Here is a 26,719-nt window from a genome sequence, read left to right on the forward strand (position 1 = left end):
CCTCGGGGACCTATGCATCAGCGCCCGTGCCGCGTCTGCGAAGGCCCATCCACCTCGGGCCGTCTCGGAATGGGTCCGGCGGTCTCAGGCCGCAGCGGACGGTGCCAGGAACCGCGCGCGCACGGCCTGCTCGATGCCTGCCGCATCCAGCCCCTGCAGCGCCAGCAGCCTGGCGGGGTCGCCATGCTCGATGAACGCATCGGGCAAGCCCAGTTGCAGCACCGGCCGCACCACGCCCGCGGCGTTGAGGGCCTCGCACACGGCGCTTCCCGCGCCGCCCAGCGTGGTGCCCTCCTCCAGCGTCACCAGGGCATCGTGGTTCGCGGCCACTTCCAGCAGCAGGGCCGTGTCGATGGGCTTGGCCCAGCGCATGTTGACCACCGTGGCATCCAGCGCCTCGCCCGCCTGCAGCGCGGGGTACAGCAGCGTGCCGAAGGCCAGGATGGCGATGCGTTGGCCCTGCGGCGCGGCGCCCATGCGGCGCACCTCGCCCTTGCCGAACGGCAGCCCCTCCAGGCTGGCCAGGGGCACCACGCCCGCGCCGCTGCCGCGCGGGTAGCGCACGGCCACGGGATGGTCCTGCTCGAAGGCGGTGGTCAGCAACTGGCGGCACTCGCGCTCGTCGGCGGGGCAGGCCATGCTCATGTTGGGAATGCAGCGCACGAACGGAATGTCGTAGGCGCCGGCATGCGTGGCGCCATCGGCGCCGACCAGGCCCGCGCGGTCGAGCGCGAACACCACGGGCAGGTTCTGCAGGGCCACGTCGTGGATCAACTGGTCGTAGGCGCGCTGCAGGAAGGTCGAGTAGATCGCCACCACCGGCTTGACGCCCTCGCAGGCCATGCCGGCGGCGAACGTGACCGCGTGCTGCTCGGCAATGCCCACGTCGTAGTAGCGGCCGGGGAAGCGCTTTTCGAACTCCACGAGCCCCGAGCCCTCCCGCATGGCGGGCGTGATGCCCACCAGCCGTTCGTCCTTGGCCGCCATGTCGCACAGCCATTGGCCGAAGACCTGGGTAAAGGTCTGCTTCGGGGGCGTGGCGGGCTGCGTCAGGCCCACGCGGGGGTCGAACTTGCCGGGGCCGTGGTAGGCCACCGGATCGGCCTCGGCCAGCTTGTAGCCCTGGCCCTTCTTGGTAACGACGTGCAGGAACTGCGGGCCCTTCAGGCCCTTGATGTTTTCCAGCGTGGGAATGAGCGAGTCGAGGTCATGCCCGTCGATGGGGCCGATGTAGTTGAAGCCGAACTTTTCGAACAGCGTGGCCGGCACCACCATGCCCTTGGCCTGCTGCTCCAGCCGCTTGGCGAACTCCAGCAGCGGCGGCACGGGCTTGAGCACGGTCTTGCCCACGTTCTTGGCGGCGGCGTAGAAATGGCCGCTCATGAGCTGCGCCAGATAGCGGTTCAGCGCACCCACGGGCGGGCTGATGCTCATGTCGTTGTCGTTGAGGATGACCAGCAGGTTGGCATCGGCCACGCCGGCGTTGTTCAGCGCCTCGAAGGCCATGCCCGCCGTCATGGCGCCGTCGCCGATGATGGCCACGGCATGGCGGTTCTCGCCCCGCTGCTTGGCGGCCAGCGCCATGCCGAGCGCGGCCGAGATGCTGGTACTGGAGTGCGCCGTGCCGAAGGTGTCGTACTCGCTCTCGGCCCGCTGCGGAAAGCCCGACAGCCCGCCGAACTGGCGCAGCGTGCCCATGCGGTCGCGCCGGCCGGTCAGGATCTTGTGGGGGTAGGTCTGGTGGCCCACGTCCCACACGAGGCGGTCGCGCGGGGTGTCGAACACGGTGTGCAGCGCCACGGTCAGCTCCACCGTGCCCAGGTTGGAACTCAGGTGTCCGCCGGTCTTGGAGACGCTGTCGAGCACGAAGGCGCGCAGTTCGGTGGCCAGGTCCTTCAACTCGGCGCGCGACAGGCGGCGCAGGTCGGCCGGGTCGTTGATGGTCTGCAGCAGGGGAAAGGAATTCGTGGACATAGGCTATTTTTTGAGGAGCTGCTTGCGCCATGCAGGCAAGCGCTGCAGACCGTTCATTGTGCGGGCCGGTGCGCCGGGGCCACCGGGGAGGTCTGCGGGGATGGCGGCACAGGGCACGCAGCACGCCGCCATCATCAGTGCGAGCGGTTCACCACCATGTCGGCCAGCGCCGCCAGCGCGCGCGTGTCGGGCAGGCCGCTCGCGGCCAGCGCGGCGTGCGCCTCGACCCGCAGCTCGCCGGCGTGCGCCTGGGCGCGTTTGAGCCCGAGCAGCGATACGTAGGTGGGCTTGTCGCTCGCGGCGTCCTTGCCGGCGGTCTTGCCCAGCGTGGCCGAATCGGCCGTCACGTCGAGGATGTCGTCCACCACCTGGAAGGCCAGCCCCAGCGCGGCGCCGTACTGCGACAGCGCGGCCAGGGCGGCCGGCGCGGCCTGCCCGCAGGCCGCACCCATCACCACGCTGCCCTGCAGCAGCGCGCCGGTCTTGAGCCGGTGCATCTGGCGCAGTTCGGCTTCGCTCAAAGCGCGGCCCACGCTGGCCAGGTCGATGGCCTGACCGCCGGCCATGCCGTCGGCACCGGCGGCCTGCGCCAGCATGCGGCACAGCGTGGCCTGCATCGCGGGCGGCACCTGCGGCCCCTCCGGCGTGAGCAGGCCGAAGGCCAGCGCCTGCAGCGCATCGCCGGCCAACAGCGCGCGGGCCTCGCCGAAGCGCACGTGCACCGTGGGCTTGCCGCGGCGCAGCACGTCGTTGTCCATGCAAGGCATGTCGTCGTGCACCAGGGAATAGGCGTGGATCAGCTCCACCGAGCAGGCCGCGCGCAGGGCCGCTTCGTCCAGGCCGCCGACGGCCTCCGAGGCGGCCAGCACCAGCAGGGGCCGCAGGCGCTTGCCGCCGTCGAGCACTGCGTAGCGCATGGCCTCGCCCAGGCCCGCGGGCGCATCGCTGCACACCCAGCGCGACAGGGCGTCCTCCACGCGCGCCAGTTGCGCGTGGCTCCATGCGCCGAGGTCGAACGGGGGATGAAGCGCGGTGGGCACGGTGGATGGGCCCAGAGGGGTGGGTACTACCGCCATGGTGGGGGTCACTCCTGCGTCCATGGTTGCAGCGCTCCTTCGTCCAATACCTTGATCTGGTCCTGCACCGCTTCCAGCCGGCCGCGGCAAAAGGCCAGCAGCTGCGCGCCGCGCTGGTAGCCCGCGAGCATCTGGTCCAGAGGCAACTGGCCCGACTCGATGCGCCCCACGAGTTGCTCCAGCTCTTCCAGCGCGGCTTCGTAGCTGGCGGGTTCGGGGAGTTTCGGGGGAACGGCGGAGGCCTTGGGCATGGAACGGGGGCGGCGAACGCGCAGGTAAAACGGTCGATTTTAGGCGCACCCTCCTTCGGGCGGGCGGCGGCGGGTGGGCGGCACGTGGAAAATGGCTGGCACCTTGGCGACACCATCGGCGCGCAAGCCTTGCCCGGCGCGCTCAAGCATGTCCGGCCAATACACATACGGGGGGAGCGGAAATAACCCCACCGGCTACAATCCCATTCCCTTCGGGCCGGCTTGCATGCCGGTTTCTTTTTTTCCGTGTGCACTTCACGCACCCTCCCTGTGGGGAGTCTTTAGGTCAGGTCACCCATGTCTGATTTAAGTCTTCAACTGCAGCAGGCCGCAAGCCAACTACCAGTTTCAAGCTACTTTGACGAAGCGCTGTTCCAGCGCGAGCTGGAGACCATCTTCCAGCGCGGGCCCCGCTATGTGGGGCACCAGCTTTCCGTGCCCGATGCGGGCGACTACTACGCCCTGCCGCAGGAAGGCGAAGGCCGTGCGCTCGTGCGCAACGCGCAGGGCGGCGTCGAGCTGATCTCCAACGTGTGCCGCCACCGCCAGGCCGTGATGCTCAAGGGCCGCGGCACCCTGCAGGGCCACGGCAAGGGCCATGCGGGCGGCAACATCGTGTGCCCGCTGCACCGCTGGACGTATTCGCCCGGCGGCCAGCTGCTCGGCGCCCCGCACTTCGCGCAGGACCCCTGCCTGAACCTCAACAACTACGGCCTGCGCGAGTGGAACGGCCTCCTGTTCGAGGACAACGGCCGCGACATCGGCGCCGACCTGGCCGGCATGGGGCCGCGCGCCGAACTGAGCTTCGACGGCTTTTCGCTCGACCGCGTGGAAATGCACGAGTGCAACTACAACTGGAAGACCTTCATCGAGGTCTACCTCGAGGACTACCACGTGGGGCCCTTCCACCCGGGCCTGGGCAACTTCGTGACCTGCGAGGATCTGAGCTGGGAGTTCCAGAAGCATTATTCGGTGCAGACGGTCGGCGTGGCCTCCACCTTCGGCAAGCCCGGCTCCGACGTCTACCGCCAATGGCACGACGTGCTGCTGCGGTACCGCGAAGGCAAGCTGCCCGAGCGCGGCGCGATCTGGCTCACCTACTACCCGCACATCATGGTGGAGTGGTATCCGCACGTGCTCACCGTCTCCACGCTGCATCCCGTCAGCCCGACGAAGACGATGAACATGGTGGAGTTCTACTACCCCGAGGAGATCACCGCCTTCGAGCGCGAGTTCGTCGAGGCCCAGCAGGCCGCCTACATGGAAACCTGCATCGAGGACGACGAGATCGGCGAGCGCATGGACGCCGGCCGCCGCGCCCTCTACGAGCGCGGCGACAACGAGGTCGGTCCCTACCAGAGCCCGATGGAAGACGGCATGCAGCACTTCCACGAGTGGTACCGCGCCGCCATGGGCGATGCGGCGCCCCAGCGCTGACGCCGATCCGATTGCTATAAAAATAATAGCTTCCGCCGCATGATCCACTAGGGCATGCGGCCTTTTTCACTCAAAACCCCTCATTCCCATGCAAGCGCTCTGGATGGTGTTGGCCGCGTTCCTCTTCGCCAGCATGGGCGTGTGCGTCAAGGTCGCGTCGGCCTACTTCAACTCGGCCGAACTGGTGTGCTACCGCGGCATCATCGGCATGGCGATCCTGTGGGCGCTGGCGTGCTCGCAACGGGTCAAGCTGGGCACGCATTACCCGGGCATGCACGCGTGGCGCAGCCTGGTGGGGGTGGTCTCGCTGGGCTCGTGGTTCTACGCCATCGCACACCTGCCGCTGGCCACCGCGATGACGCTCAACTACATGAGCAGCGTGTGGATCGCGGCGTTTCTGGTCGGTGGCGCGCTGCTGGCCTGGCGGCCCTCGAGCAGCAGCTCGCGCCCGCCGCTGCAGGGCACGCTGGTGTTCACCGTGATGGTGGGCTTCGCCGGCGTGGTGATGATGCTGCGTCCCAGCCTCGACCAGCACCAGATGTTCGCCGGCCTGATCGGGTTGCTGTCGGGCCTCACCGCCGCGTTCGCCTACATGCAGGTCATGGCGCTGTCGCGCCTGGGCGAGCCCGAGACGCGCACGGTGTTCTATTTCGCCGTGGGTTCGGCGGTGGCTGGCGGCGCGGGCCTGCTGCTCACGGGCATGTCCGACTGGCCGGGCTGGCCCAGCCTGTGGTTGCTGCCGATCGGCGTGCTGGCCGCCGGCGGCCAGCTGTGCCTGACGCGGGCCTATGCCAGCGCGCGCACCTCGCGCGGCACGCTGGTGGTGGCCAACCTGCAGTATTCAGGCATTGTGTTCGCGGGGCTGTACAGCGTGCTGCTGTTCGGCGACGACATCCCCGCCATCGGCTGGGCCGGCATGGCGCTCATCGTGGTGAGCGGCATCGTGGCCACCGTGCTGCGGGCGCGCGCGGCCCCCGGGGCGCCGGCCGAAGAGCACTGAGGCCACCGGCCCGGCGGTGCCGCAGCTGCGTGGCCCCAGGGCGCGCCCGCCCGTCAGGCCTGTCCGACGCACGGCCCCGCCGCACCGGACCACAATAAGGGCTTGTCCGCCACCGATTGATTCAGTCCCATGCCGTACACCACCCTGATCTCCGCCGCCGAACTGCAATCCCTCATCGCCAGCGGCGCGCCGCGGATGGTCTTCGACTGCACGTTCGACCTGACGCAGCCCTCGCTGGGCGAGCAGCAATACCGCGAATCGCACATTCCCGGCGCGCTCTACGCGCACCTGGACCGCGACCTGAGCGCCAAGCACGGCGCGCCCGGCGCGGGCGGCACCATCGTCGCCACCGAGGCGGACCAGTCCGCATCGGGCGGGCGCCACCCCCTGCCCAACCGCGACCGGCTCGAAGCCTGGCTCTCGCGCATCGGCTTCACCAACGGCATGCAGGCCGTGGTTTACGACCGCAACGGCGCCAACTACTGTGGCCGCCTGTGGTGGATGCTCAAGTGGGCCGGCCACGATGCGGTGGCGGTGCTGGACGGCGGCCTGCAGGCCTGGACCGCGGCGGGCGGGGACCTCGCCAGCGGCGACGAGCCGGCGCATTTCCAGTCCAACTTCAAGCTGGGCGAGCCCCTGCGCCAGCTGGCCACCGCGGCGGACGTGCAGGCCGCCCTGGGGCAGGACCGCCAGACGGTGATCGACGCCCGCGCGCCCGCCCGCTACCGCGGCGAGGTCGAGCCGCTGGACCCCATGGCCGGGCACATTCCGGGCGCGCTGAACCGCCCTTTCAGCGAAAACCTCGGGCCGGATGGCCGCTTCAAGCCCGCCGCGCAACTGCGCGCCGAGTTCGAGGCCCTGCTCGGCGCCCGCGCGCCCGGCACGGTGGTGCACCAGTGCGGCAGCGGGGTGAGCGCCATTCCCAATGTCTTGGCCATGGAACTGGCCGGTTTCGGAAAAACCACGCTGTTTGCCGGCAGCTGGAGCGAATGGTGCAGCGTTCCTGACCGCCCCGTGGAGCGCGGCTGACCCCTGTGGGAGGGCCGGCCGTGCAGCAGGCCTTCCCCTCTCCAGGGTCGGACACCCGCCGCGGATTTTGTAAGGCAAATTCCTACACGCCGGGTGTGCCGACCAGACACGCTGCACATCCAAACCCCGACTTAATTTTTGATTGGGCTGAATTCACAATCCATTTCAACGGATCGCGAAACCATGCAAACCGCATGAACCCCGCCAGATCGGTTAAAGGAAAAGGATTCACCATGACCTCCGAACAACTTCTCGCTGAAATCCGCGAAGCCAACCTCACCTACCTGATGTTGGCACAGACCCTGATCCGCCAGGACAAGGCGGAAGCTGTTTTCCGTCTGGGCCTGAACGAAGACGCCGCCGACATCCTCGCCTCGCTGTCGGCCGCGCAGGTGCTCAAGCTGGCCTCCCGCAACACGCTGCTGTGCAGCTTCCGGGTGGACGACAACCTGGTGTGGAGCTTGCTCACCAACCACAACACCCCGAAGAAGGTCGGCAACGAAGCGACCAACACGCTGCACGCCAACATCCTGATGGCCAGCCGCGTGTCCGAAGTGCTCTGAGCGCAGCGCCCGCCGCCCTCACCGCCTCGCCCACCTGCCGCCGCCCACCCTTCTTCGAAAGCCAGCCATGTCCGCACCCGTCAAGAGCGTCCTCAACGAATCCAAGCAGATCGAACGCGCCGCCATGCTGATCCAGATGGGTGCCCGCATGCAGGTGCTGGAGTCGGAAACCACGCTGTCCTACGAGCGCCTGATCCGGCTGTATAAGGAGATCGCCGGCAAGTCGCCGTCCAAGGGCCAGCTGCCCTTCTCGACCGACTGGTTCCTGACCTGGCAAGAGAACATCCACAGCTCGCTGTTCCTGAACATCTACGAATACCTGTCCAAGGGCGTGGACCTGGATTCGGTGGAACTGCTCACCAAGGCCTACCGCCTGTACAACGAGCAGGTCACCACCGCCGAGATCGAACCCCTGCTGTCCTTCACCCGCGCCTGGCGACTGGTGAAGTTCGTGGACGCCGGCATGCTGACCCGCACCGCCTGCTCGCAGTGCAGCGGCCAGTTCGTCACCGAGCTGTACGAAAACGCCCGCAACTACACCTGCGGCCTGTGCAACCCGCCCGCCCGTGCCGGCAAGAGCAAATCGGCCGGCGCGCTGATGCTGCATTGAGCCCCTGCACCACCAGGCTTTGAGCCAAAAAGCCTTCCAGCGCATATTCCACTAGGGCATATCGCTACAAAATCAATAGCAAATCAAATATTCGAAAACCCGGCGCTGGCCGGGTTTTTTCATGGGCGCGCCGGGATGGTCGGGACGCCACCGCCCACAGCCCCAGCCCCCATCCGCCCACCGGCCCGTCAGCGCATCGCCAGCAGGATGCGGATGTCCGAGTCCACCGGCAGCGCGTAGTCGTAGGCCGCCATGACCGCGTTGCCCTCGGGGCTCACCAGCTTGAGGCTCACGTACACCGTCTGCGGGGTGGCCGCGTACGTGCCCACCACCACCGCCTGCGCCGCCTGGGCGCGGCTCACCTCGCGCACTTCGCGCGAGAGCAGCAGTTCGCCGTCGCCGGGCCGCATGACCAGGTTCTCGCGCAGCTTCAGTTCGGTCACGCGCACGCCGCGCTGCACCAGCCGCCCGGCGATCTGTTCGGAGCACAGGCGGCCCAGCCGGGACGATTCGTTCAGCCGGTCCAGGTGCACCAGCGTGGAGACCAGCACCGGCTGGCGCGGATCGAGCGGCGCGCCCTGCAGCAGCATGTCCGCGGCCTTCTGGTTGAATTCGAGCAGGTCGGTCTGCACGCCGCCTGCGGCCGCGCTGCCGTAGTAGAAACGCGCGCAACCCGGCATGGCCACCACCGCGGCGCCCGCCAGCGCGCCGGCCAGCACGGTGCGGCGCCTCATGGCACCACCCGCCACGTCTTGACCGGCGTGGCCGCCACCGCCGGCACGCGCGGCAGGTACAGCGCCACGTCGCCCTGGTCGATGGAATAGACGTCGCTGGTGCGCGCCAGCACGCGCTCGTCCGATTCGATGGACGTGGTCACCAAAATTTCGGTGCGCGCCGTGCCGCTGGCCAGCAGCACGTCCGGCGCCGGCACGTAGGCGCCCGACGCATCGCGCACCACCGCCACGCCCTCGGACAGCCGCACCCGCGGCGGCGCGTACACACCGCCGCCCTGGTGCTGCACCACCTGCGTGGACACCGCCATGCGCACGCCCGTCGGCTGGGTCGAGACGGTGATGCCGCGGTCCACCAGGCGCGTCACCAGCAGCGAGCGAAAGCCCGCGTCGAAGCCGTCGCCCTGCGCGGGAAGCAGATAGATCGGGTACTCCCCCGGCGGCCAGTCGCGCAGCCGCACCGTCGTGCGCTCCGCCACGTCGCGGGCCAGCACGTCCCAGTGCTGCACGGCGCGCGCGGTTTTCTGCGCGGAGGGCGCGTGCAATTCGTCGCGCGGCAGATCGGGCGCCGCGCAGCCGGCCAGCAGCGCGGCAGCGGACAGCAGGCACCCGCCCGCCAGCCGGCGTGCAGGTGCCAGACGCTCCACGCCAGCGGATTCGCGGCCCTGCGCCGGGGCCCGGGCGGCCGGGCGTGCACGTTTTTCGAGAGATTCCATAACCGCAAATGCTAGCGGCCGCCCGGGCAAGGCATCGGCCGAACAGCGCGGCTTTTCCCCCGTTGCCAGGGGGCTTGGGGGCCTCTTCACCCGGGGTTTCCCGCACGCGCCGGCCCCGCTGCTGCGGTGCTCGCCTACGCGGCGTTCGAGCGGCGTTGCGACAAAATCCGCGCATGTCCCGCCCCGCCGCCCCCCTGCCCCCCACGCCGCCCCTGGCGCGCCAACTTCCACCCACCTCCGCGACGACAGGGCAGCTTCCGGCCGGCGACCCGCCCGACCATTCCGACACCTCACCATCCAACCCCGCATCCGACCCCACCGCCGCGCCCGAGCCCGGCGACGACGTGCCGCTCGAACCCCTGGCCTCCGGGGCTGAGGAGGCATCGGCCACGTCGCCCGCCTCCACGGCCCCTTCCGCAACCGCCGCGCTGCCGGCCTCGCCCGCAGCACCGCACGCCGAACCGCACCCATCACCATCCCCGGCACCCGCCATGCCCTCGGCGGCCGCTGCCGCCGCGGCCCTGCCCGGGGCGCCGGGCTTCATGCTGAACATGCCGATCGACGTGCGCAACATGTCGCTCGCCCTGCTGGCCCTGTTCGCCACCGTCGCGCTGCTGCACTGGGCCAGCGCCGTGTTCATTCCCCTCATGCTGAGCGTGCTGCTCACCACCGCGCTGCATCCCGCGGTCACCGCCCTGCACCGCTGGCACATCCCGCGCTGGCTCGGGGCCGGCGTGCTGCTGATGGGCATCGTCGGCAACCTGGGCGGCGCGGCCTGGTCGCTCAGCGACGGCGCGGCCGAGCTGGTGGATTCGGTGCCCGTGGCCGCGCGCAAGGTGCGCGACGCCATGCGCCAGCGCGTGGGCGGGCCCAGCCCGCTGGACACCATGCAGAAGGCCGCCACGCAGATCGAGCAGGCCGCCACCGAGAGCATTCCGCCGCAGACGCGCCGCGGCGTGCAGCGCGTGGTGATCGAGCGCGCGCCCTTCAACATTCGCGACTACGTGTGGAGCGGCACCATGGGCCTGGCGTCTGCCGCCGGCCAGCTCACCGTGGTGATCTTCCTGACCTTCTTCGCGCTCGCATCGGGCAACCTGTTCCGGCGCAAGCTCATGCGCATCGCCGGGCATAGCCTGGAGCGGCGCAAGGTGACCATGGCGGTGCTGGACGACATCACCGGCCAGATCCAGCGCTACCTGCTGGTGCAACTGCTCACCAGCGTGCTGGTGGGCGTGGCCACCGGCGCGGTGTACGCCCTGCTCGGGCTGGAAAACCCCGCCGTCTGGGGCGTGGTGGCCGGGGTGCTCAACCTCGCGCCCTACATCGGCTCGGTGGTGGTGACGGGCGCCTCGGCGCTGGTCGCCTTCCTGCAGTTCGGCACCGTGGACATGGCGCTGGCCATCGGCGGCGCATCGCTCGTCATCCACACCCTGGTGGGCAATCTGCTCACCCCCTGGCTCACCAGCAAGACCAGCCGCATGAGCCCCGTGGCCGTGTTCGTCAGCGTGCTGGTGTGGGGCTGGCTGTGGGGGCTGTGGGGCCTGCTGCTGGGCATTCCGGTGATGATGGCCGTGAAGGCGATCTGCGACCGGGTGGAGGATCTGCGGGCGGTGGGGGAACTGCTGGGGGATTGAAGGGAAGGAAGGTCTGACGCGCCCGGCCAAGGCCAAGCACCGCAGCCGGGCCGGGCCCGTCTTCGATCAGGGCCATTCGCCTGTCGCCGGGGTTGCGTCCGCCCGCCTGAATCTCCATGATGGGGGCGCCGGTGTGCATGGCGCCATCGGCACATCCACGCATTGCTCGGACCCATCGATCGATGCCTTCCCCCGCAGGCGTGTCGCACACCAGCCCACAGGAGCAAAAAACCATGCCCATCGAACTCTGGCTCGCCTTCGTCGCGGCCTCGGCCGTGATGCTGGTCATCCCCGGCCCGACCATCCTCACCGTGATCAGCTACTCGATGTCGCACGGCCGCCGCGCGAACGTGCCGCTAGTGCTGGCCGTGGCGCTGGGCGATTCGACCGCGCTGTTGATGTCGCTGCTGGGCCTGGGCGCGCTGCTGGAAACCTCCGCCTTCTGGTTCACCGCGGTGAAGTGGGTCGGCGGGCTGTACCTGCTGTATCTGAGCATCCGCCTGCTGCGTGCCGGAATCTCCGCCACCGAAATCGCCGCACCCGCCGCTCCGGCATCGCGCTGGCGCCTGTTCCTGAACACCTACCTGGTGACCGCGTTGAACCCGAAGGGCATCGTTTTCTTCGTGGCCTTCCTGCCCCAGTTCCTCAGCCCCGCCGCCAGCGCGACGCAGCAAATGGGAATACTGGGCGTCACCTTCGTGGTGCTGGCCGCCACCAATGCGACGCTGTATGCCGTGTTCGCTGGCAGCGCGCGCAAGCTGCTCGCATCGCCACGGGCACAGCGGCGCTTCCATGTCGCGGGCGGTTCGCTGCTGGCGGCTGCGGGGGTCTGGGCGTTGACGGCGCGCCGGCCTGGGTGAGGTAAGAGGCCATCCATCAGGGCGGGCAGAGCATTAATCAATGCTTTGCGTCGCAGGCCGGAGGGGGCGATGGATCGGAGCATTCTGGAGGAATGTTCTCGAAAGCCACGTCATTGCCGACCTGTACCGCATTGTTGGGCGGACTCAACCACCAATGGATTTCTCCATTCATCCAAAGATCGACGACCTGACTTTCACCCAGGAGGGTTCTGGAATTCACGCGGTACAAACGCACCACGTAGGGCATCTTGTAGTCGTGATGAATGATGCGCTGAACGAGAGACGCTTTGTGAAACTCAAGGCGATAGACGCGCTGAGGGCTGTTTTCACTGTCAAAAAAAGTGGGCGTCGCAGCGTACCAAGCCAGAAAAACAAGTGCATTCAATGCCAAGCACCAGACGATGCATGGGACTTTCCTGAAATCATTCAGCTTCATTGCCAATCCAATTTGATGGGAAACAGAAGATGAACACGGTGCACGGTGACCGGCTGCGAGCCCCATGGCGTAAGGGTCCACCAGCCGGGGCACCCCGCCCCCGCTATGCCTGCGCCACCGGCGCGCGCGCCGAGAGCTGCGTAGCCAGGGCCTGCAGCAACGCCAATTGCCGGCACACCAGGGCCAGTTGCGTCTGCACCAGCCGCAAGGTGTCCGGTGCGGCATCGGCGGCCTGTTCCAGCGCGGTGGCCAGCGTTTCGCCGTGGGCTGCGTCGCCCTCCAGGGCGTCGCGGGTGCGCAGGGCGCGGGCGACGGCTTCGAGGCGCTCGACGGCGTAGCGGGCGCCCTCCTGTACTAGTGGGTCGTCCACGCCTTCGGCGAGTTGGCCGCGGTGCGCGCCCAGCGCCGAGAGGTAGTTGAGCAGGGTGTGCGACAGCACCAGCATGCGCATGCCGGCCTGCGAATGCGAGCGCACGTGGCGGGGCTCGCGCAGCATGTGCGACAGGGCGGTGGAGAAGGCGGCGTCGGCGTTGTGGGCGGTGCGGCGGGCCAGGCGGTAGTCGAGGTCGTCGTCCTTGCCGGTGGCGTACTGCGACATGATCTCGCGCAGGTACTGCCCGTTGGCCTGCAGGGCCTGCGCGGCCACGGCGGCCAGGCGCCGGCCCTGCCAGTCGGGCAGCACGACCATCATGGCGGCGGTGGCGATGGCGCTGCCGATCAGGGTGTCGAGCAGGCGCGGCAGGATCAGCGCGTGGGCTTCGCCGGTGGCCTGGTTGAAGCACATAAGCACCAGCAGCGTGATGGCGGCGGTGGCCGTGAGGTAGCGCGTGGTGCGGGTGACGAAGAACAGCACGCCCGCCGCCACTGCGAAGAGCGCCTGCAGCGGCGGGCTGGGAAAGAGCTTGAGCAGCGCCCAGCCGACCACCAGGCCGATGGCGGTGCCGGCGACGCGCTGCGACACGCGCGTGACGGTGGCGCCGTAGGTGGGTTGGCACACGAACAGCGTGGCCAGCGGAATCCAGTAGCCGTGCACGGGGTCGATGAGCTGCATGGCGATGCAGCCGGCCGCGAGCGCCAGCGACAGGCGCGTGGCATGGCGGAACAGCGGCGTGCCCGGGTGCAGCTGCGCGCGCACGCGGCCCCAGGCATCGGCCAGCGACCGGGGCGATCGGTCCAGCAGGCTGCTGTCGCCCAGGCGCTCGCCGCCATCGGGGTGGGTGGCGGCGTCGAGCTGGCCGGAGAGCGTGGCGAGGTTGCGGGCCAGCGCGCGCAGGCTGCGCAGGGGCCGCTGCCAGGCGCTCTGGCGCTGGCTTTCCAGGTGGGCGATGGAGTCGTGCAGGTCGGCCATGGCGCGCTCGCCGGCGGGGTCGCGCACGAAGGGCTCGTGCCTCTGCAGGGCCTCGGCCAGGCGGGTGCAGTCCACGCCCTGCAGTTGCAGCACGCGCTGGCAGCGGTAGAGCACGTCGCTGTGGAACAGCACGTCGGCCCAGTCGTTGTAGTGGTGGTGCGACGAACTGGCGCGCTCATGGATGTCCTGCGCGATGAAGTACAGGTTCAGGTGGCGCAGCAGCCGGCCGGTGGGGGGCGGCGCCTCGCGGCGCGCGCCCAGGCGGCTGAAGATGCTTTCCTTGGTGGTGTTGAGGGCGGACACCACGCGGCCGTTGGTCTGGGCGAGCGCCAGGCGCCGGCGCTCCACATCCACGCCGCGCACGGGCTCGAACAGGCTGGCCTTGAGCCGCAGGTAGGCGCCGAGCACGCCGTAGAGCTTGGCGAGGTTCTGGCGCACGGGCTGGTGCGGGAACAGCGCGCACCACAGCAGCGACAGCAGGCCGTACCAAGTGGCGCCGGCCAGCAGCCAGGTGGGCACGCTGAAGCCCAAGGCCGGGCCGCCCCCGCGCTGGGAGCCGGGCGCCACGCTGATGGCGGTGTAGAGCGCCAGGATGACGGTGGCCAGTGCAATGGCGCGGTAGCGCTCGCCCACGGCGCCGAGCATGGTGAAGCCGAAGGTGGACACGGCCATGCCCGCCACGAACCACAGGGGCCACGGCATCAGGGCCTCGACCGAGAACGCGGCGGTGGCGAAGCAGGCCAGCGTGACGAGCAGCGCCCTCAGCCGGCCGCGCCAGTTGTCGTCGGTCTCGGCGATGGCGCTGGCGATGATGCCCAGGAAGATCGGCGTGACCAGCGGCACGCGGTCCAGCCACCAGCACACGGCCATGGCGCCGCTCAGCGCGATGAACACGCGCACGCCGTACACCAGCGCATCCTGCGCCCACAGGCGCCTTGCCCACCCTGCCATTGCCGTTTTCAAGATCGCATCAACCCCGGAGAGAGAAAGAAAAAACCATGGCGCGGGCCCGCGCCGGATGGCGGGAACCCAAGCAGATTCCATACCACGGCACGCGGCCCCTCCCGTGCCGCGCCCAATCCCCCGCCGTCAGCCGGTGTTGCGCAGCCCCGCCGCGATGCCGTTGATCGAGATGTGGATGCCGGTCTGCACGCGCTCGTCGCCCTGCCCGCCGCGCCAGCGGCGCACCAGTTCGACCTGCAGGTGGTGCAGCGGGTCGATGTACGGAAAGCGGTGGCGGATCGACCGGGCCAGGGCAGTGTTGTGCGTCAGGCGGTGCTTGTCGCCGGTGATGCGGGTGAGCGCATCGGCGGTGCGCTGCCATTCCGCTTCGATGGCGCCGAAGACCCTCTTGCGCAGGCGCGTGTCGGCCACCAGTTCGCTGTAGCGCGAGGCCAGGGCCAGGTCGCTCTTGGCCAGCACCATGTCCATGTTGGACAGCAGCGTGCCGAAGAACGGCCACTGGCGGTACATCTTCTGCAGCAGGGCCATCTGCGCCTTGGGGTCCTGGCCGGGCTGCTTGACGAAGGCTTCCACCGCGGCGCCGAAGCCGTACCAGCCCGGCAGCGTGAGCCGGCACTGGCCCCAGCTGAAGCCCCAGGGAATGGCGCGCAGGTCTTCGATGCGCTGGCTGGGCTTGCGCGAGGCCGGGCGCGAGCCGATGTTCAGCTCGGCGATCTCGCGGATGGGCGTGGAGTTGAAGAAGTAATCGGTGAAACCCGGGGTGTCGTACACCAGCGCGCGGTAGGCGCCCATGCTGGCCACCGACAGCTGCGCCGCCGCTTCCAGGAAGTCCTTGGTGGCGGGCTTGGTGGGCTGCAGCAGCGTGGCCTCCAGCGTGGCGGCGACCAGGGTCTCCAGGTTGCGCCGGCCGATCTCGGGGTTGGCGTATTTGGAGGCGATGACCTCGCCCTGCTCGGTCAGGCGGATCTGCCCGCGCACGGTGCCGGGCGGCTGCGCCAGGATGGCCTGGTAGCTCGGCCCGCCCCCGCGGCCCACGGTGCCGCCGCGGCCATGGAACATGCGCAGCTGGATGCGGTGGCTGGCCGCCAGTTCGTCGAACAGCTCCACCAGCGCGATCTCGGCGCGGTACAGCTCCCAGCTGCTGGTGAAGATGCCGCCGTCCTTGTTGCTGTCGCTGTAGCCGAGCATGATGTCCTGCTCGGCGCCGCTGGCCCGCACCATCGCGGCGAAGCCGGGCACGGCGTACAGCTCGCGCATGATGGGCGCGGCGTTGCGCAGGTCTTCGATGGTCTCGAACAGCGGCACCACGATGAGGTCGGTGGTGGCGGCGCGGGCGCCGCTGCCCGGCACGGGCGGCACGGCATCGAGCGTGCCGTGCATCAGCCCCACTTCCTTTTGCAGCAGCAGCACTTCGAGCAGGTCGCTCACGGTTTCGGTGTGGCTGATGATGTAGTGGCGGATGGCCTGCGGGCCGAAGCGCTCGCGCATCTGCCGCGCCGTCTCGAAGATGGCGATCTCGCCCGTGGTGTGCTCGGAATACGTGGCGCCCACCACGCGCAGCGGCCGGGCATCGGCCAGCAGGCGCAGCAGCAGCGCGCGGCGGTCGGCCTCGGGCAGGACCGCGTAATCGGGCTCCACGCGCGCCGTGGCCAGCAGCTCGGCGATCACCTTCTCGTGCTGGTCGGAGCTTTGGCGCAGGTCCACGGTGGCCAGGTGAAAGCCGAACACCTCCACCGCGCGCACCAGCGGGTGCAGGCGCTCGGCGGCCAGCGCCGCGCCGCGGTGTGAGCGCAGCGAGGCCTCGATCACGCGCAGGTCGGCCAGGAAGGCCTCGGCATCGGGATAGGGGTTCTGCGGCGCGACCGCATGGCGCGCGGCCTCGCCGCCGGTCAGGTTGCGCAGTGTGGCGGCCAGCCGGGCGTAGATGCCGGTGAGCGCGCGGCGGTACGGCTCGTCCTGGCGGTGCTCGCTGTGGTCGGGCGAGCGCTCGGCCAGGGCCTGCATGTCGGGCGAGACCTGCACCAGCCGGGCCGACAGCGACAGCTCGCCGCCCAGAAAGTGCACCTCGGTCAGGTAATGGCGCAGCGCCACCTCGGCCTGCCGGCCCAGCGCCAGCGACAGCGTGGCCGCGCTGACGTTGGGGTTGCCGTCGCGGTCGCCGCCGATCCACTGGCCCATGCGCAGGAAGCTCGCCACGGGCTGGTTGCCCAGTTCGCGCTCCAGATCGGCATAGATCTTGGGGATCTCGCGCAGAAAGGTCGATTCGTAGTACGACAGCGCGTTCTCGATCTCGTCGGCCACGGTGAGCTTGGTATAGCGCAGCAGGCGCGTCTGCCACAGCTGGGCCACGCGGGCGCGCAGCCGCGCCTCGTTGGCCGCCAGCTCGCGCGGGGTGAGCGCGTCCTTGGCACTGTTGTACAGCTGCGCGCGCACCTGGATGTCGCCGCGCTCGGCCAGCAACTGGGCGATGTCGCGCTCGGCATCCAGGATGCTCTTGCGCTGCACCTCGGTCGGGTGGGCGGTGAGCACCGGCGCCACGTAGCTCCTGGCCAGCGTCTGCGAGATGGTGCGCGGCGCGATGCCCGCCCAGCGCATGCGCGCCAGCGCCACCTCGATGCTGCCCTCCTGCGCGCTGCCCGCGCGCTCGTGCACGGTGCGGCGGCGGATGTGGTGGCGGTCCTCGGCCAGGTTGGCCAGGTGGCTGAAATAGGTGAAGGCGCGGATCACGCTGACCGTCTGGTCGCCCGACAGGCCCTTGAGCAGCTTCTTGAGCGCCTTGTCGGCCTCCTGGTCGGCATCGCGGCGAAAGGCCACCGACAGCTTGCGCACCTGCTCCACGAGGTCGTAGGCGGCGACCCCTTCCTGCTCGCGGATCACGTCGCCCAGGATGCGGCCCAGCAGCCGGATGTCCTGAATCAGCGGCAGGTCCTTGTCGGTCCTGCGGGGGGCGGCCGGTGCGGGCGCGGCGTCGGTCTTGCGGGGGGTCGCGTTCATGCGGAAAAGGTCTCCTGCGCGCTCGGGCGCATCATGGACAGAGGGCGGCGGCTGCTGCGGGCCCATGCTAGCATCCCCGCTGCCCGCGCCGCCCGGCGCACCCGCCGCGCCGCCCGGCGCACCCGCCCCGCGCACCCCCTGCCTTCCTCCCGTGCCCGGCGGCCCTCCTACCGCGATGAACCCCTTCGAAACCCCCACCCATTTCCCCTTCGTGATCGCCACCCGCGAAAGCCGCCTGGCCCTGTGGCAGGCCGAGCACGTGCGCGCCCTGCTGCAGGCACGCGGCCACACCGTGACGCTGCTCGGCATGACCACCAAGGGCGACCAGATCCTGGACCGCACGCTCAGCAAGGTGGGCGGCAAGGGCCTGTTCGTGAAGGAGCTGGAAGTGGCGCTGGAGGAAGGCCGCGCGCACATCGCCGTGCACTCGCTGAAAGACGTGCCGATGGAGCTGCCCGACGGCTTTCACCTGGCCGCCGTGATGGAGCGCGAGGACCCGCGCGATGCCTTCGTCTCGAACCGCTTCGCGCGCCTGGCCGACCTGCCCCAGGGCGCGGTGGTGGGCACCTCCAGCCTGCGCCGCCAGGTGCTGCTGCAGGCCCTGCGGCCCGACCTGAAGATCGAGCCGCTGCGCGGCAACCTCGACACCCGCCTGCGCAAGCTCGACGAAGGGCTGTACGACGCCATCGTGCTCGCCGCCGCGGGCCTGAAGCGCCTGGGCCTGGACGACCGCATCCGGGCCACGTTCGAGCCCGCCGAAATGCTGCCCGCCGCCGGCCAGGGCGCGCTGGGCCTGGAGGTGCGCAGCCACCGGCAGGACGTGATCGCCGCGCTGGCGCCCCTGGCCCACCTGCCCAGCTGGCTGGGCGTGACGGCCGAGCGCGCCGTGAGCCGCGCCATGGGCGGCAGCTGCTCCATGCCGCTGGCCGCGCACTCGCACTGGCGGGCCGACGGCACGCTGCAGCTCGACGCCGCCTGGGGCGACCCGCACGGCGTGCTGCCGCTGGTGCGCGCCACCGTCTCCGGTGCGGTGCAGACGCTGGCGCAGGCCGACGCGCTGGGCAGCGACGCCGCGGCGCAACTGTGCGCGCAGGGCGCGCGGCCCGCGGGTTGAGCCCCACGCCCGCCAGCCCCTGGTGCCGCCCTTGAGCCTCGCCGCCCGCACGCCCCCCACCCGCCGCGCCATCGTCACGCGGCCCGAGCGCGATGCCGCGCAATGGGTCGTGGCCCTGCACGCGCGCGGCATCGAGGCCACGGCCCTGCCCCTGATCGCCATCGCCGGCTGCAGCCACCCCGACGCGGTCGCCGCGCTGCGCCGGGCGCGCGAGGGCTTTGGCGACTACCGCGCGGTGATGTTCGTGAGCGCCAATGCCGTGCGCTATTTCTTCGAGTCCAATCGGCCTCCAGCGCATGATCCACTAGGGCATATCGCTATAAAAACAAGAGCATGGTCCCCAGGCCCCGGCACCGCCCAGGCGCTGCGGGACGGCGGCATGCCCGCCGCGCGGATCGACCAGCCCGCGGCCACGGCCGGGCAGTTCGACTCCGAATCGCTGTGGGAGCGGGTGCAGCCGCAGGTGCAGCCCGGCGACCGCATCCTGATCGTGCGCGGCGCGCAGGGCGAGGCCGACGGCCCGTCGGACGCCGCCCAGGGCGGCACCGGGCGCGAATGGCTGGCGCAGCAGATCGCCGCGGCCGGCGGGCAGGTGGAGTTCGTCGCCGCCTACGAGCGCGCCGCGCCGCAGCTCACGCCCGCGCAGCAGGCCCTGGCCACGCAGGCCGCCACGGACGGCTCGCTCTGGCTGTTCAGCAGCTCCGAAGCCATCGCCCATCTCGCCGCCGCGCTGCCCGGCCAGGACTGGCGCGAGGCCCGCGCGCTGGTCACCCACCCCCGCATCGCGCAGGCCGCCGACGCCCTGGGCTTCGGGGCCGTGCGCCAGTGCCGGCCCGCCCTGGACGACGTGGTCGCCTCGATAGAATCGCACCCATGAGTTTTGAGCCCGCTTCCGCCCCCGCCGCCCCACCGCTGGCCGCCCCGCCCTCCGGTGCGGCCGTGCCCGCAGCGCCCGCGAAAGGCGCCAGCGGCAACCGCTACGCGCTCTGGACCCTGGGGTTCGTGGCCGCGGCCGGCCTGCTGGGCAGCGTGCTGCTGTGGCAGCGCCTGAACACCATCCAGGAACAGCTGGCGCGGCAGACCGCCGACTCCGGCACCCAGGCCATCGAAGCCCGCACCCTCGCCCACCAGGCACTGGACGTCTCTCGCGAAACCGCCGCGCGGCTCACCGTGAACGAAACCCGCGTGAGCGAAGTGGCCCTGCAGCGCGCCCAGCTCGAAGAATTGATGCAAAGCCTGTCGCGCTCGCGCGACGAGAACCTGGTGGTGGACATCGAATCCGGCATCCGCTTGGCCCAGCAGCAGGCCCAGTTGACCGGCAGCCTGGAGCCGCTGGTGGCCGCCCTCAAGAGCGCCAACCAGCGCATCGAACGCGCCGCCCAGCCCCGCCTGGCACCCCTGTCGCGCGCCATCGGTCGCGACCTGGAGCGCATCGGCGCCGCCCAGGTGACCGACACCGCCGGCCTGCTCGCGCGGCTCGACGATCTGGTGCGGCAGGTGGACGAGCTGCCCCTGCAGAACGCCGTCGCCCAGGCCGCGGCCACGCGCCGCATGAACGCCCAGGTGTCCGCGAGCGACGCCGCCGCGCCGGCTGCGGCCCCCAACCCCTGGTGGCAGTCCGCGCTGCAGCGCGCGTGGGAGGTCGTGCGCGACGAGGCCCGCGGCCTGCTGCGCGTGAGCCGCATCGATCGGCCCGAGGCCATTTTGGTGTCGCCCGACCAGGCGTTCTTCCTGCGCGAGAACCTGAAGCTCAAGCTCATGAACGCCCGCCTGGGCGTGCTGGCCCGCCAGCTCGACTCGGCCCGCGCCGACCTGGCCGCCGCCAGCGCCGCGCTCAACCGCTACTTCGATCCCGCGTCGCGCCGCACGCAGATGGCCGCCACGGTGCTGCAGCAGGCCCAGTCGCACATCCGCACGGCCGAGTTGCCGCCGCTGGACGAAACCCTGTCCGCCCTGGCCACGGCCGCGGCGGGCCGCTGAGCCGCCGGAGGACCGCCCACCCATGCGCGCCGCACTCTGGTTTCTGGCACTTTTTGGCGTGGCCGTCGCGGCCGCGCTGTTCGCGGGCAACAACCAGGGCACGGTGACCCTGTTCTGGCCGCCCTACCGCGTCGATCTCTCGCTCAACCTCGTCCTGCTGCTGCTGGTCGGTGGCTTCGCCACGCTGTATGCGGCGCTGCGTGCCCTGGCCGCGCTACTGGAGCTGCCTCGTCAGGCGCGGCGCTGGCGCGCCCAGCAAAAGGAGCGCTCCATGCACGCGGCGCTGCTCGATGCGCTGTCGCAGCTGCTGGCCGGGCGCTTCATCCGCTCGCGCAAGGCCGCCACCGCCGCCCTCGCGCAGGAGAGCGCGCTGGAGGCCTCGGGCGAGGCCGTGCCGCACGGTCGCCAATTGCGCACGCTGGCCCATCTGGTGGCCGCCGAAAGCTCGCACGCCCTGCAGGACCGCGCCACGCGCGAGGCGCATTTGCAGAACGCGCTCAACAACATTCCCGACCGCGCGCCGGTCACCGAGCTGGAGCTGCGCGAAGGCGCGCACCTGCGCGCGGCCCGCTGGTCGCTGGACGAGCGCGATGCCAACGCCGCGCTCGAACGCCTGGCCGCCCTGCCCCAAGGCGCGGCCCGGCGCACGCTGGCGCTGCGCGCGCGCCTGAAGGCCACGCGCCTGGCCCATCAAACGCAGGAAGCCCTGGAGACCGCGCGGCTGCTGGGCAAGCACCGGGCGTTTTCACCCGCCGCGGCGCAGAGCATCGTGCGCGGCCTGGCCATGGAGTTGCTGAACGGCGCGCACGACCCGGCCCAGCTGCAACAGGTCTGGATGTCGCTGGAGCCCGCCGAACGCGCCATGCCCGAGCTGGCCATCCACGCGGCGCAGCGCCTGAGCACCCTGGGCGGCGACGCCGGCCAGGTACGCCAGTGGCTGCTGCCCGTGTGGGAACGCATGGTGGAACTGCCGCACGCCATTCCCGACCACCAGGCGCTCAAGCTGGTGCGCGCCCTGGAAAACAACCTGGACGCGCTCGACGCCGCCTGGCTCGCCCGCATCGAATCGGCCCAGCAGGCCAACCCCCGCGATGCGCGCCTGCAGTACCTGGCCGCCATGGCCTGCCTGCGGCGCCAGCTGTGGGGCAAGGCGCAGCAACTGTTCACCCAGTCCACGGGGCAATTGGGCGATGCCAGCCTGCGCTGCAGCGCGTGGCGCCACCTGGCCGAACTGGCCGAGCAGCGCGGCGACGCCACGGCGGCGGCCGCGGCCTGGAAGAACGCGGTCCTGGCGTCCTGACACAAGCCGGGCCCAGGCGCCGTGCCGGGGCCTGCGCCCTCCGCCCCCTCTGCGGCCGCTCAAGGCCGCGCTCCGCTCTTGGCCGTGGGACGCGTTACGCCAGCGCGACTGACGGTGCCGCATCCAGATTCCAGCCGCCCTCCTCCCACGTCCACACCACCTGCGGCGCAATCGCCTGCAGAAAATGCCGGTCGTGCGACACCACCAGCAATGCGCCGGTGAACGACGCCAGCGCGGACTGCAGCGCCGCCACGGCCCGCGCATCGAGGTGGTTCGTGGGCTCGTCCAGCAGCAGCACCTGCGCCGGATCGCCGCTCCACAACGCGCAGGCCAGCGCGGCCTTGATGCGCTCCCCGCCGCTCAAGGTGCCCGCCGGCCGCTGCACGCAGGCGGCGTCCAGCCCCAGCTGCGCCAGACGGGTGCGCAAGGCGGCGGGCGACAGCGGCGAGCCGGTCTGCGCCAGCCGCTCCAGCACGCTCAGCCCCGGCGGCAGCAGCGCCGCGCTGTGCTGGTCGAGCCAGGCGGTGCGCACCATGCACTGCACCCGGCCCGAGGCGGGCGCGAGATGCCCCGCCACCATGCGCAGCAGCGTGGTCTTGCCGCAGCCGTTCGGGCCGGTGATGGCGATGCGCACCGGCCCGCTCCACACCCCGTCGAGCGCCTGGGGCTGGCTACTGCGCCGTGGCGACCACGGCAGGGGCGGCACGGCGCGCTCCAGCCGCAGCACCGGCTTGGCCAGCGGGATGGCGCTGGCCGGCAGCGGCAGTGCCAGGGCCGCAGCGGGCGCCAACCGGCCGGCAGCCTCGCGCACGGCGGCATCCAGCCGCTCGCCCGACTCTTCGCGGCGCACATGCTCCCGCCCCGCGAAGGCCTCTGCACGGCTTTTTTGAAGGCCCAGCAGCAGCGGCGACTGGTTCGCGTCCTGCGCTGCCGCGCGGCCGCGGGCGGCCCGCCGCATCTGCGCGTCGTGCTGCCGCCGCAAATCGCGTTGTGCGGCATCGCGTTCGGCGCGCGCATGGTGCAGCGCGGCCTGGGCCGCCTGGGCCTCGGCATCGCGCTGCGCCGCATAGACATCCCACGCACCGCCGTAGTGGCGCAGGCCTTGCGGGGTGAGCTCGGCGATGCGGTCCACCGCCTCCAGCAGCGCGCGGTCGTGCGTGGCCACCAGCACCGCGCCCCGCCAGTCCGCCAGGGCCGACAGCAGCCAGCGCCGGGCGGGCGCATCGAGGTGGTTGGTGGGCTCGTCCAGCAGCAGCACGTCGGCACCCGAAAGAAAAGCGCCCGCCAGCGCTACGCGGGCCCGCTCGCCGCCGCTCAGGCAGGCCGCTTCGCGATCCGGGGACAGGTGGCCCAGCCCCACGCCGTCGAGCGCGCGCTGCCAGCGGGCCGCGCAGTCCCACTGCCCGTCCGCGAGCAGCAGGTCGGCTTCATCGCCCTGCCCGGCCTCCAGCCGGGCCAGCGCCCCCAGCACGGAGTCGATGCCCGCCAGCGCCGCCACGGTGCCACCCGGGCGGTGCTGGTCCACCGCGTGCAGGCGGCCCGGCCGCTCCACCGTGCCCGAAGCCGGCGCCAGCGTGCCGGCCGCCAGGGCGAGCAGCACGCTCTTGCCCACGCCGTTGTCGCCCACCAGGCCGGTGATGCCGGGGGCGAGGTGGAGTGTGGGCGGCTCGGCCCAGAGCGCCTCGCCGTCGGGCCGCCGCCATTGCACCCGGGCCAGGCGCAGCAGCGCGCCCTCCCGCACCGGCGCGCAAGCCGCCAGGGGAGAAGACGTGGAAGAAGAGGAAAGGGAAACGGATGCGGTGCGCGCTGCACCGCGGTGCGGACGGGCGTCCGCGTTGAATGTCGCCATGGTCGAGCTCCAAGCCATCGAATCGGCCGCCTCCCCGGATCGGAGGGGGAAAGCGGAACGGACGGAGGGGGCTTACAGGCGCATGGGTGAAGAACCTCGGTGGCGGCGATCGGAGCGATCGAAGGGCCGGACTATACGGCCGCAGGACCGGCAACGCAAATTCACTTAGGTGAAATGCATTACGAATAGTACAATTTTCAGATCCACCCGACGGAGACCGCCATGAACGCCGTGCCAAGACCGAAACCCGACCTGTCCACCCTGCCCCCGCCCGCCGCCGTGCAGCAGCTGCACCACTACGCCTACAAGGCGCGCGACGCCGAGGAGACGCGGCAGTTCTACGAAGACATCCTGGGCCTGCCGCTCTACCACATCATCCAGAGCGACCACGTGCCCAGCACGGGCGAGTACTGCCCCTACACGCACTTCTTCTTCCGGCTGAAGGACGGCTCGTTCATCGCCTTCTTCGACCTGGGCGACGACGTGAAGGCCGAGCCCTCGCCCAACACCCCACTGTGGGTCAACCACATCGCGTTCCGCGTGGACACGGTGCAGGAGCTGGAGAACACCAAGGCCCGCCTGGAGGCGCATGGCGTCGAAGTGCTCGGCGTGACCGATCACCACATCTTCAAGAGCATCTACTTCTTCGATCCCAACGGCATTCGCCTGGAGCTGTCGGCGCAATTGGCCGATGCGCAGCAGATGGAAAAGGACAGCACGGTGGCCCACCAGCGCCTGAACGAGTGGACCGCGCGCAAGGAGCAGTGGCGCAAGGAGCGCGCCGAGGGCAAGAGCGCCGCGCCGCTCAAGCCCGCGCAGAACGACCGGCCGGAGTACGCCAAGGGTTGACCGGCCCGCGTCACGGCACCTCGGCCTGGGGCCGGGGCCGGGGCTGGCCGCTCAATCGTCCAGCGTTTCGCGCCCGCGCATGACCTGGTGGCGCTCCCAGTAGTGCTCCAGCGTCGCCTTGAAGCGCTGCTTGTCCTTCTTGAGGCCCGGCAGCTTGAGCTTCGTGCTCTTGGCGCGCAGCAGGCTTTTTTCCGGGTGCGTGATGGTGAGCGAATCGCCCAGGATGCTGTCCTTGAAGGCCATGGCCTTCACCGCGTCCCAGGGCACCGTGGTGCCATCGGCCGACGTGGCGATGCCTTCGTGGCTCACCTGCACCGTGTGGCCGCCTTTCAGCGCGAACGACCGGGCCGGAAAGTACTTGAGCACCACCGCCAGTTCCTCGGCGGTGGCCGGCTCGTAGCGATAGGCCAGGCTGCGTTCATGGCCCTGCGCGAAGGCCTGCTCGTAGTCGCTCCACAGGCGCTGCTCGATGGCGTCTGCCGTGAGGATGTCCTGCGCCCAGGTGCGCTCGGGCGGCCGCACCACGATGGCGCCGTAGTCCGATTCGGGTAGCACCCAGCCCACGTTGCGGATGCGTTCGGGCATCAGCGGGTGGGTGTCGAACGGATGGGGCACGTTGGCCGTCTGCATCGCGGTGCGGAACTCCGCCGACTGCGCATAGGGCGGCAGCCCGCTCGAGATGAAGTGCGCGATGCCCAGATCGCCCGCCAGCTGCTCTTCCTTGTCGAACAGGTCGCTCTCGATCTTGTGGCGGTACTTGGCATAGGCCGCGATCTTGACCAGCGACTGCCCGATGGCCTGGGGCGACACCAGCTGCGCGGCGATGCGGTCGGCCTGGAACTCGCGCGCCCTGCTGTCGCGGGCCAGCGCCCACTCGAAGATCAGGCGGTACAGGCCCAGCAGCGGGGACACCACCGCCGTCAGGCCGGAGGTGCGCATGGCATGGTGGTACTGGTCGTACTGCACTAGTTTCGGCCCCAGGCGCGCGCTGCTTTCGGTGTCGCCGCCGCCCAGGTGGGCCAGCTCGTGGGCGAACACCGCGTCGGCCTCGGATTGGTCGAGCAGGCGCAGCAGCGGAATGCTGACGAACAGCGTGCGCCCGGTGAGCGCCTGCCCCGCCACGTGGATGGGCGCTTCGGTCACGAAGAAATTGGCGTCGATGCCGGCCACGATGTGCTGCGGCGGCGCGGTCTGGAGCCGCGCGGCCATGTGGCGGATGCGCTGCCACAGCAGCGGCGCGTCGGCCTCCTGCACCAGCTCGCCCTCGACCTCGCTGTGGCGGTTCACCCGCTTGAAGATGCCCACCACCGCCAGCACCACGGCCACCGCCACGCCGATCGCCACCGCCATGATGAGCTTGGGCGAATAGCGGTGCCAGAAATACGCCGTCACCCAGAACGACAGCCAGGCCACCATCGCGCCCTGCACCACCACCTCCAGCGCGCTCGCGGCGGTCATCAGGCGCCAGCCGGCCACGAAGCTCGCATGCTGCAGCCGGCGGTTGACGAAGGCCAGCGCCCCGAGCGCCAGCGCGGCCACCAGCACCAGCGCGCCGGCCACCAACGTCCAAAGCGCCACGGTGCGCGCCACGAAGAACTGCCAATTGTTGGAGTACGGCGGGCACATGGCCTCGCGGTATTCCTGCGCATCGGGCGTGCGGTCGGTGCAGATCGTGGAGGGCGGATGGGCTCGGTAGTAGTCCTTCTGTTCCTGCCGGTTCGCCGGGGACAGGTCCGTGGCGGCGTCGATGCGCGATTCGATGGCGACCAGGAACCTGGCGTCCAGGTCGCGCTGCACATGGTTCGCGAAGAACAGGGTGACCAGCGGCACCGCGAACAGCGACAGCACCGACCAGAGAAAGGCTTTGCCGAGACCGGCGCGCAGCGAGGGATGAAGGGCCATGGGTGCGGATTTGTTGGAATGGGAATGGGACCTTGGCGGCACGGCACGGAGCCGGCCACCCCCTGGCGGGTGCGCCCGATGGCTCCGAGGCCGACGATTATCG

At 70.4% G+C, this 26,719-nt stretch carries 22 protein-coding genes; 12 read left to right on the forward strand and 10 right to left on the reverse strand.

The features are described 5' to 3' along the window. Positions 1-84: 84 nt before the first annotated feature. The 3 genes from dxs to xseB form a co-directional block, all read right to left on the reverse strand. Positions 85-1,974, reverse strand: a complete 1,890-nt coding sequence (dxs, locus tag M5C96_RS17425; protein WP_272564388.1) for a 1-deoxy-D-xylulose-5-phosphate synthase — start codon at positions 1,972-1,974, stop codon at positions 85-87. 134 nt (positions 1,975-2,108) lie between these two features. Beyond that, complete coding sequence (locus M5C96_RS17430; protein WP_272569765.1) at positions 2,109-3,050, reverse strand: polyprenyl synthetase family protein; 942 nt, start codon at positions 3,048-3,050, stop codon at positions 2,109-2,111. Positions 3,051-3,058: 8 nt separating this feature from the next. Next, positions 3,059-3,301, reverse strand: a complete 243-nt coding sequence (xseB, locus tag M5C96_RS17435) for an exodeoxyribonuclease VII small subunit (protein ID WP_272564389.1) — start codon at positions 3,299-3,301, stop codon at positions 3,059-3,061. Between the two features lie 297 nt (positions 3,302-3,598). Between xseB and M5C96_RS17440 the strand changes: the two genes are divergently transcribed. From M5C96_RS17440 to flhC, 5 genes are all read left to right on the forward strand, one after another. Further along, a complete protein-coding gene (locus M5C96_RS17440; RefSeq protein ID WP_272564390.1) occupies positions 3,599-4,738 on the forward strand; it encodes an aromatic ring-hydroxylating oxygenase subunit alpha in 1,140 nt (379 codons plus the stop codon). An 88-nt stretch (positions 4,739-4,826) separates the two neighbouring features. Further along, positions 4,827-5,738, forward strand: coding sequence for a DMT family transporter (locus M5C96_RS17445; RefSeq protein ID WP_272564391.1), 912 nt, complete (start codon positions 4,827-4,829; stop codon positions 5,736-5,738). Positions 5,739-5,867: 129 nt separating this feature from the next. After that, on the forward strand, positions 5,868-6,767 hold the full coding sequence (locus M5C96_RS17450; protein WP_272564392.1) for a sulfurtransferase: 900 nt from the start codon (positions 5,868-5,870) through the stop codon (positions 6,765-6,767). A gap of 233 nt (positions 6,768-7,000) precedes the next feature. Beyond that, positions 7,001-7,330, forward strand: a complete 330-nt coding sequence (gene flhD, locus M5C96_RS17455; protein WP_092740590.1) for a flagellar transcriptional regulator FlhD — start codon at positions 7,001-7,003, stop codon at positions 7,328-7,330. 67 nt (positions 7,331-7,397) lie between these two features. After that, positions 7,398-7,940: a flagellar transcriptional regulator FlhC gene (gene flhC / locus M5C96_RS17460; protein ID WP_272564393.1), complete on the forward strand. Its 543-nt coding sequence runs from the start codon at positions 7,398-7,400 to the stop codon at positions 7,938-7,940. A 188-nt stretch (positions 7,941-8,128) separates the two neighbouring features. On the opposite strand, the gene M5C96_RS17465 is transcribed toward flhC, so the two are convergent. After that, on the reverse strand, positions 8,129-8,674 hold the full coding sequence (locus M5C96_RS17465; RefSeq protein WP_272564394.1) for a FlgO family outer membrane protein: 546 nt from the start codon (positions 8,672-8,674) through the stop codon (positions 8,129-8,131). Further along, positions 8,671-9,387 carry a hypothetical protein gene (locus M5C96_RS17470; protein WP_272564395.1) on the reverse strand — a complete coding sequence of 239 codons (717 nt, stop codon included), beginning with the start codon at positions 9,385-9,387 and terminating at the stop codon, positions 8,671-8,673. The genes M5C96_RS17465 and M5C96_RS17470 overlap by 4 nt, the downstream gene beginning before the upstream one ends. 173 nt (positions 9,388-9,560) lie before the next feature. On the opposite strand from M5C96_RS17470, the gene M5C96_RS17475 reads away from it, so the two are divergent. Further along, positions 9,561-11,021, forward strand: coding sequence for an AI-2E family transporter (locus tag M5C96_RS17475; RefSeq protein WP_442867321.1), 1,461 nt, complete (start codon positions 9,561-9,563; stop codon positions 11,019-11,021). Positions 11,022-11,254: 233 nt separating this feature from the next. Continuing rightward, positions 11,255-11,881, forward strand: a complete 627-nt coding sequence (locus M5C96_RS17480; protein ID WP_272564396.1) for a LysE family translocator — start codon at positions 11,255-11,257, stop codon at positions 11,879-11,881. A gap of 37 nt (positions 11,882-11,918) precedes the next feature. On the opposite strand, the gene M5C96_RS17485 is transcribed toward M5C96_RS17480, so the two are convergent. The 3 genes from M5C96_RS17485 to ppc form a co-directional block, all read right to left on the reverse strand. Then, positions 11,919-12,317, reverse strand: coding sequence for a hypothetical protein (locus tag M5C96_RS17485; RefSeq protein WP_272564397.1), 399 nt, complete (start codon positions 12,315-12,317; stop codon positions 11,919-11,921). Positions 12,318-12,420: 103 nt separating this feature from the next. Next, positions 12,421-14,616, reverse strand: coding sequence for a YccS family putative transporter (gene yccS / locus M5C96_RS17490; protein WP_272564398.1), 2,196 nt, complete (start codon positions 14,614-14,616; stop codon positions 12,421-12,423). Between the two features lie 138 nt (positions 14,617-14,754). Beyond that, a complete protein-coding gene (gene ppc, locus M5C96_RS17495; protein WP_272564399.1) occupies positions 14,755-17,622 on the reverse strand; it encodes a phosphoenolpyruvate carboxylase in 2,868 nt (955 codons plus the stop codon). A 175-nt stretch (positions 17,623-17,797) separates the two neighbouring features. Between ppc and hemC the strand changes: the two genes are divergently transcribed. Genes hemC through M5C96_RS17515 form a run of 4 tightly spaced genes read left to right on the forward strand, consistent with a single transcriptional unit; the run spans position 17,798 to position 22,016 of the window. Beyond that, positions 17,798-18,736, forward strand: a complete 939-nt coding sequence (gene hemC, locus M5C96_RS17500; protein WP_272569768.1) for a hydroxymethylbilane synthase — start codon at positions 17,798-17,800, stop codon at positions 18,734-18,736. Positions 18,737-18,767: 31 nt separating this feature from the next. Further along, entirely contained in the window at positions 18,768-19,613 is an 846-nt protein-coding gene (locus tag M5C96_RS17505; RefSeq protein ID WP_272564400.1) for a uroporphyrinogen-III synthase, read from the forward strand. Continuing rightward, positions 19,610-20,716, forward strand: coding sequence for a uroporphyrinogen-III C-methyltransferase (locus M5C96_RS17510; protein ID WP_272564401.1), 1,107 nt, complete (start codon positions 19,610-19,612; stop codon positions 20,714-20,716). Before M5C96_RS17505 ends, M5C96_RS17510 begins: the two co-directional genes overlap by 4 nt. Before the next feature lie 22 nt (positions 20,717-20,738). Next, entirely contained in the window at positions 20,739-22,016 is a 1,278-nt protein-coding gene (locus tag M5C96_RS17515) for a heme biosynthesis protein HemY (RefSeq protein WP_272564402.1), read from the forward strand. Positions 22,017-22,110: 94 nt separating this feature from the next. Here the strand turns inward: M5C96_RS17515 and M5C96_RS17520 are convergent, their stop codons facing one another. Beyond that, positions 22,111-23,865, reverse strand: a complete 1,755-nt coding sequence (locus tag M5C96_RS17520) for an ATP-binding cassette domain-containing protein (RefSeq protein WP_272564403.1) — start codon at positions 23,863-23,865, stop codon at positions 22,111-22,113. Between the two features lie 222 nt (positions 23,866-24,087). Here M5C96_RS17520 and M5C96_RS17525 point away from each other — a divergent pair, with 222 nt between their 5' ends. Then, positions 24,088-24,714, forward strand: coding sequence for a VOC family protein (locus M5C96_RS17525; RefSeq protein WP_272564404.1), 627 nt, complete (start codon positions 24,088-24,090; stop codon positions 24,712-24,714). 51 nt (positions 24,715-24,765) lie between these two features. Here the strand turns inward: M5C96_RS17525 and M5C96_RS17530 are convergent, their stop codons facing one another. After that, the gene (locus M5C96_RS17530; RefSeq protein ID WP_272564405.1) at positions 24,766-26,616 is read right to left on the reverse strand and encodes a M48 family metallopeptidase; all 1,851 of its coding nucleotides are present in this window, start codon (positions 26,614-26,616) and stop codon (positions 24,766-24,768) included. Positions 26,617-26,719: the final 103 nt, after the last annotated feature.

The sequence above is a fragment of the Acidovorax sp. GBBC 1281 genome (genome assembly GCF_028473645.1).
GTDB lineage: Bacteria > Pseudomonadota > Gammaproteobacteria > Burkholderiales > Burkholderiaceae_C > Paracidovorax.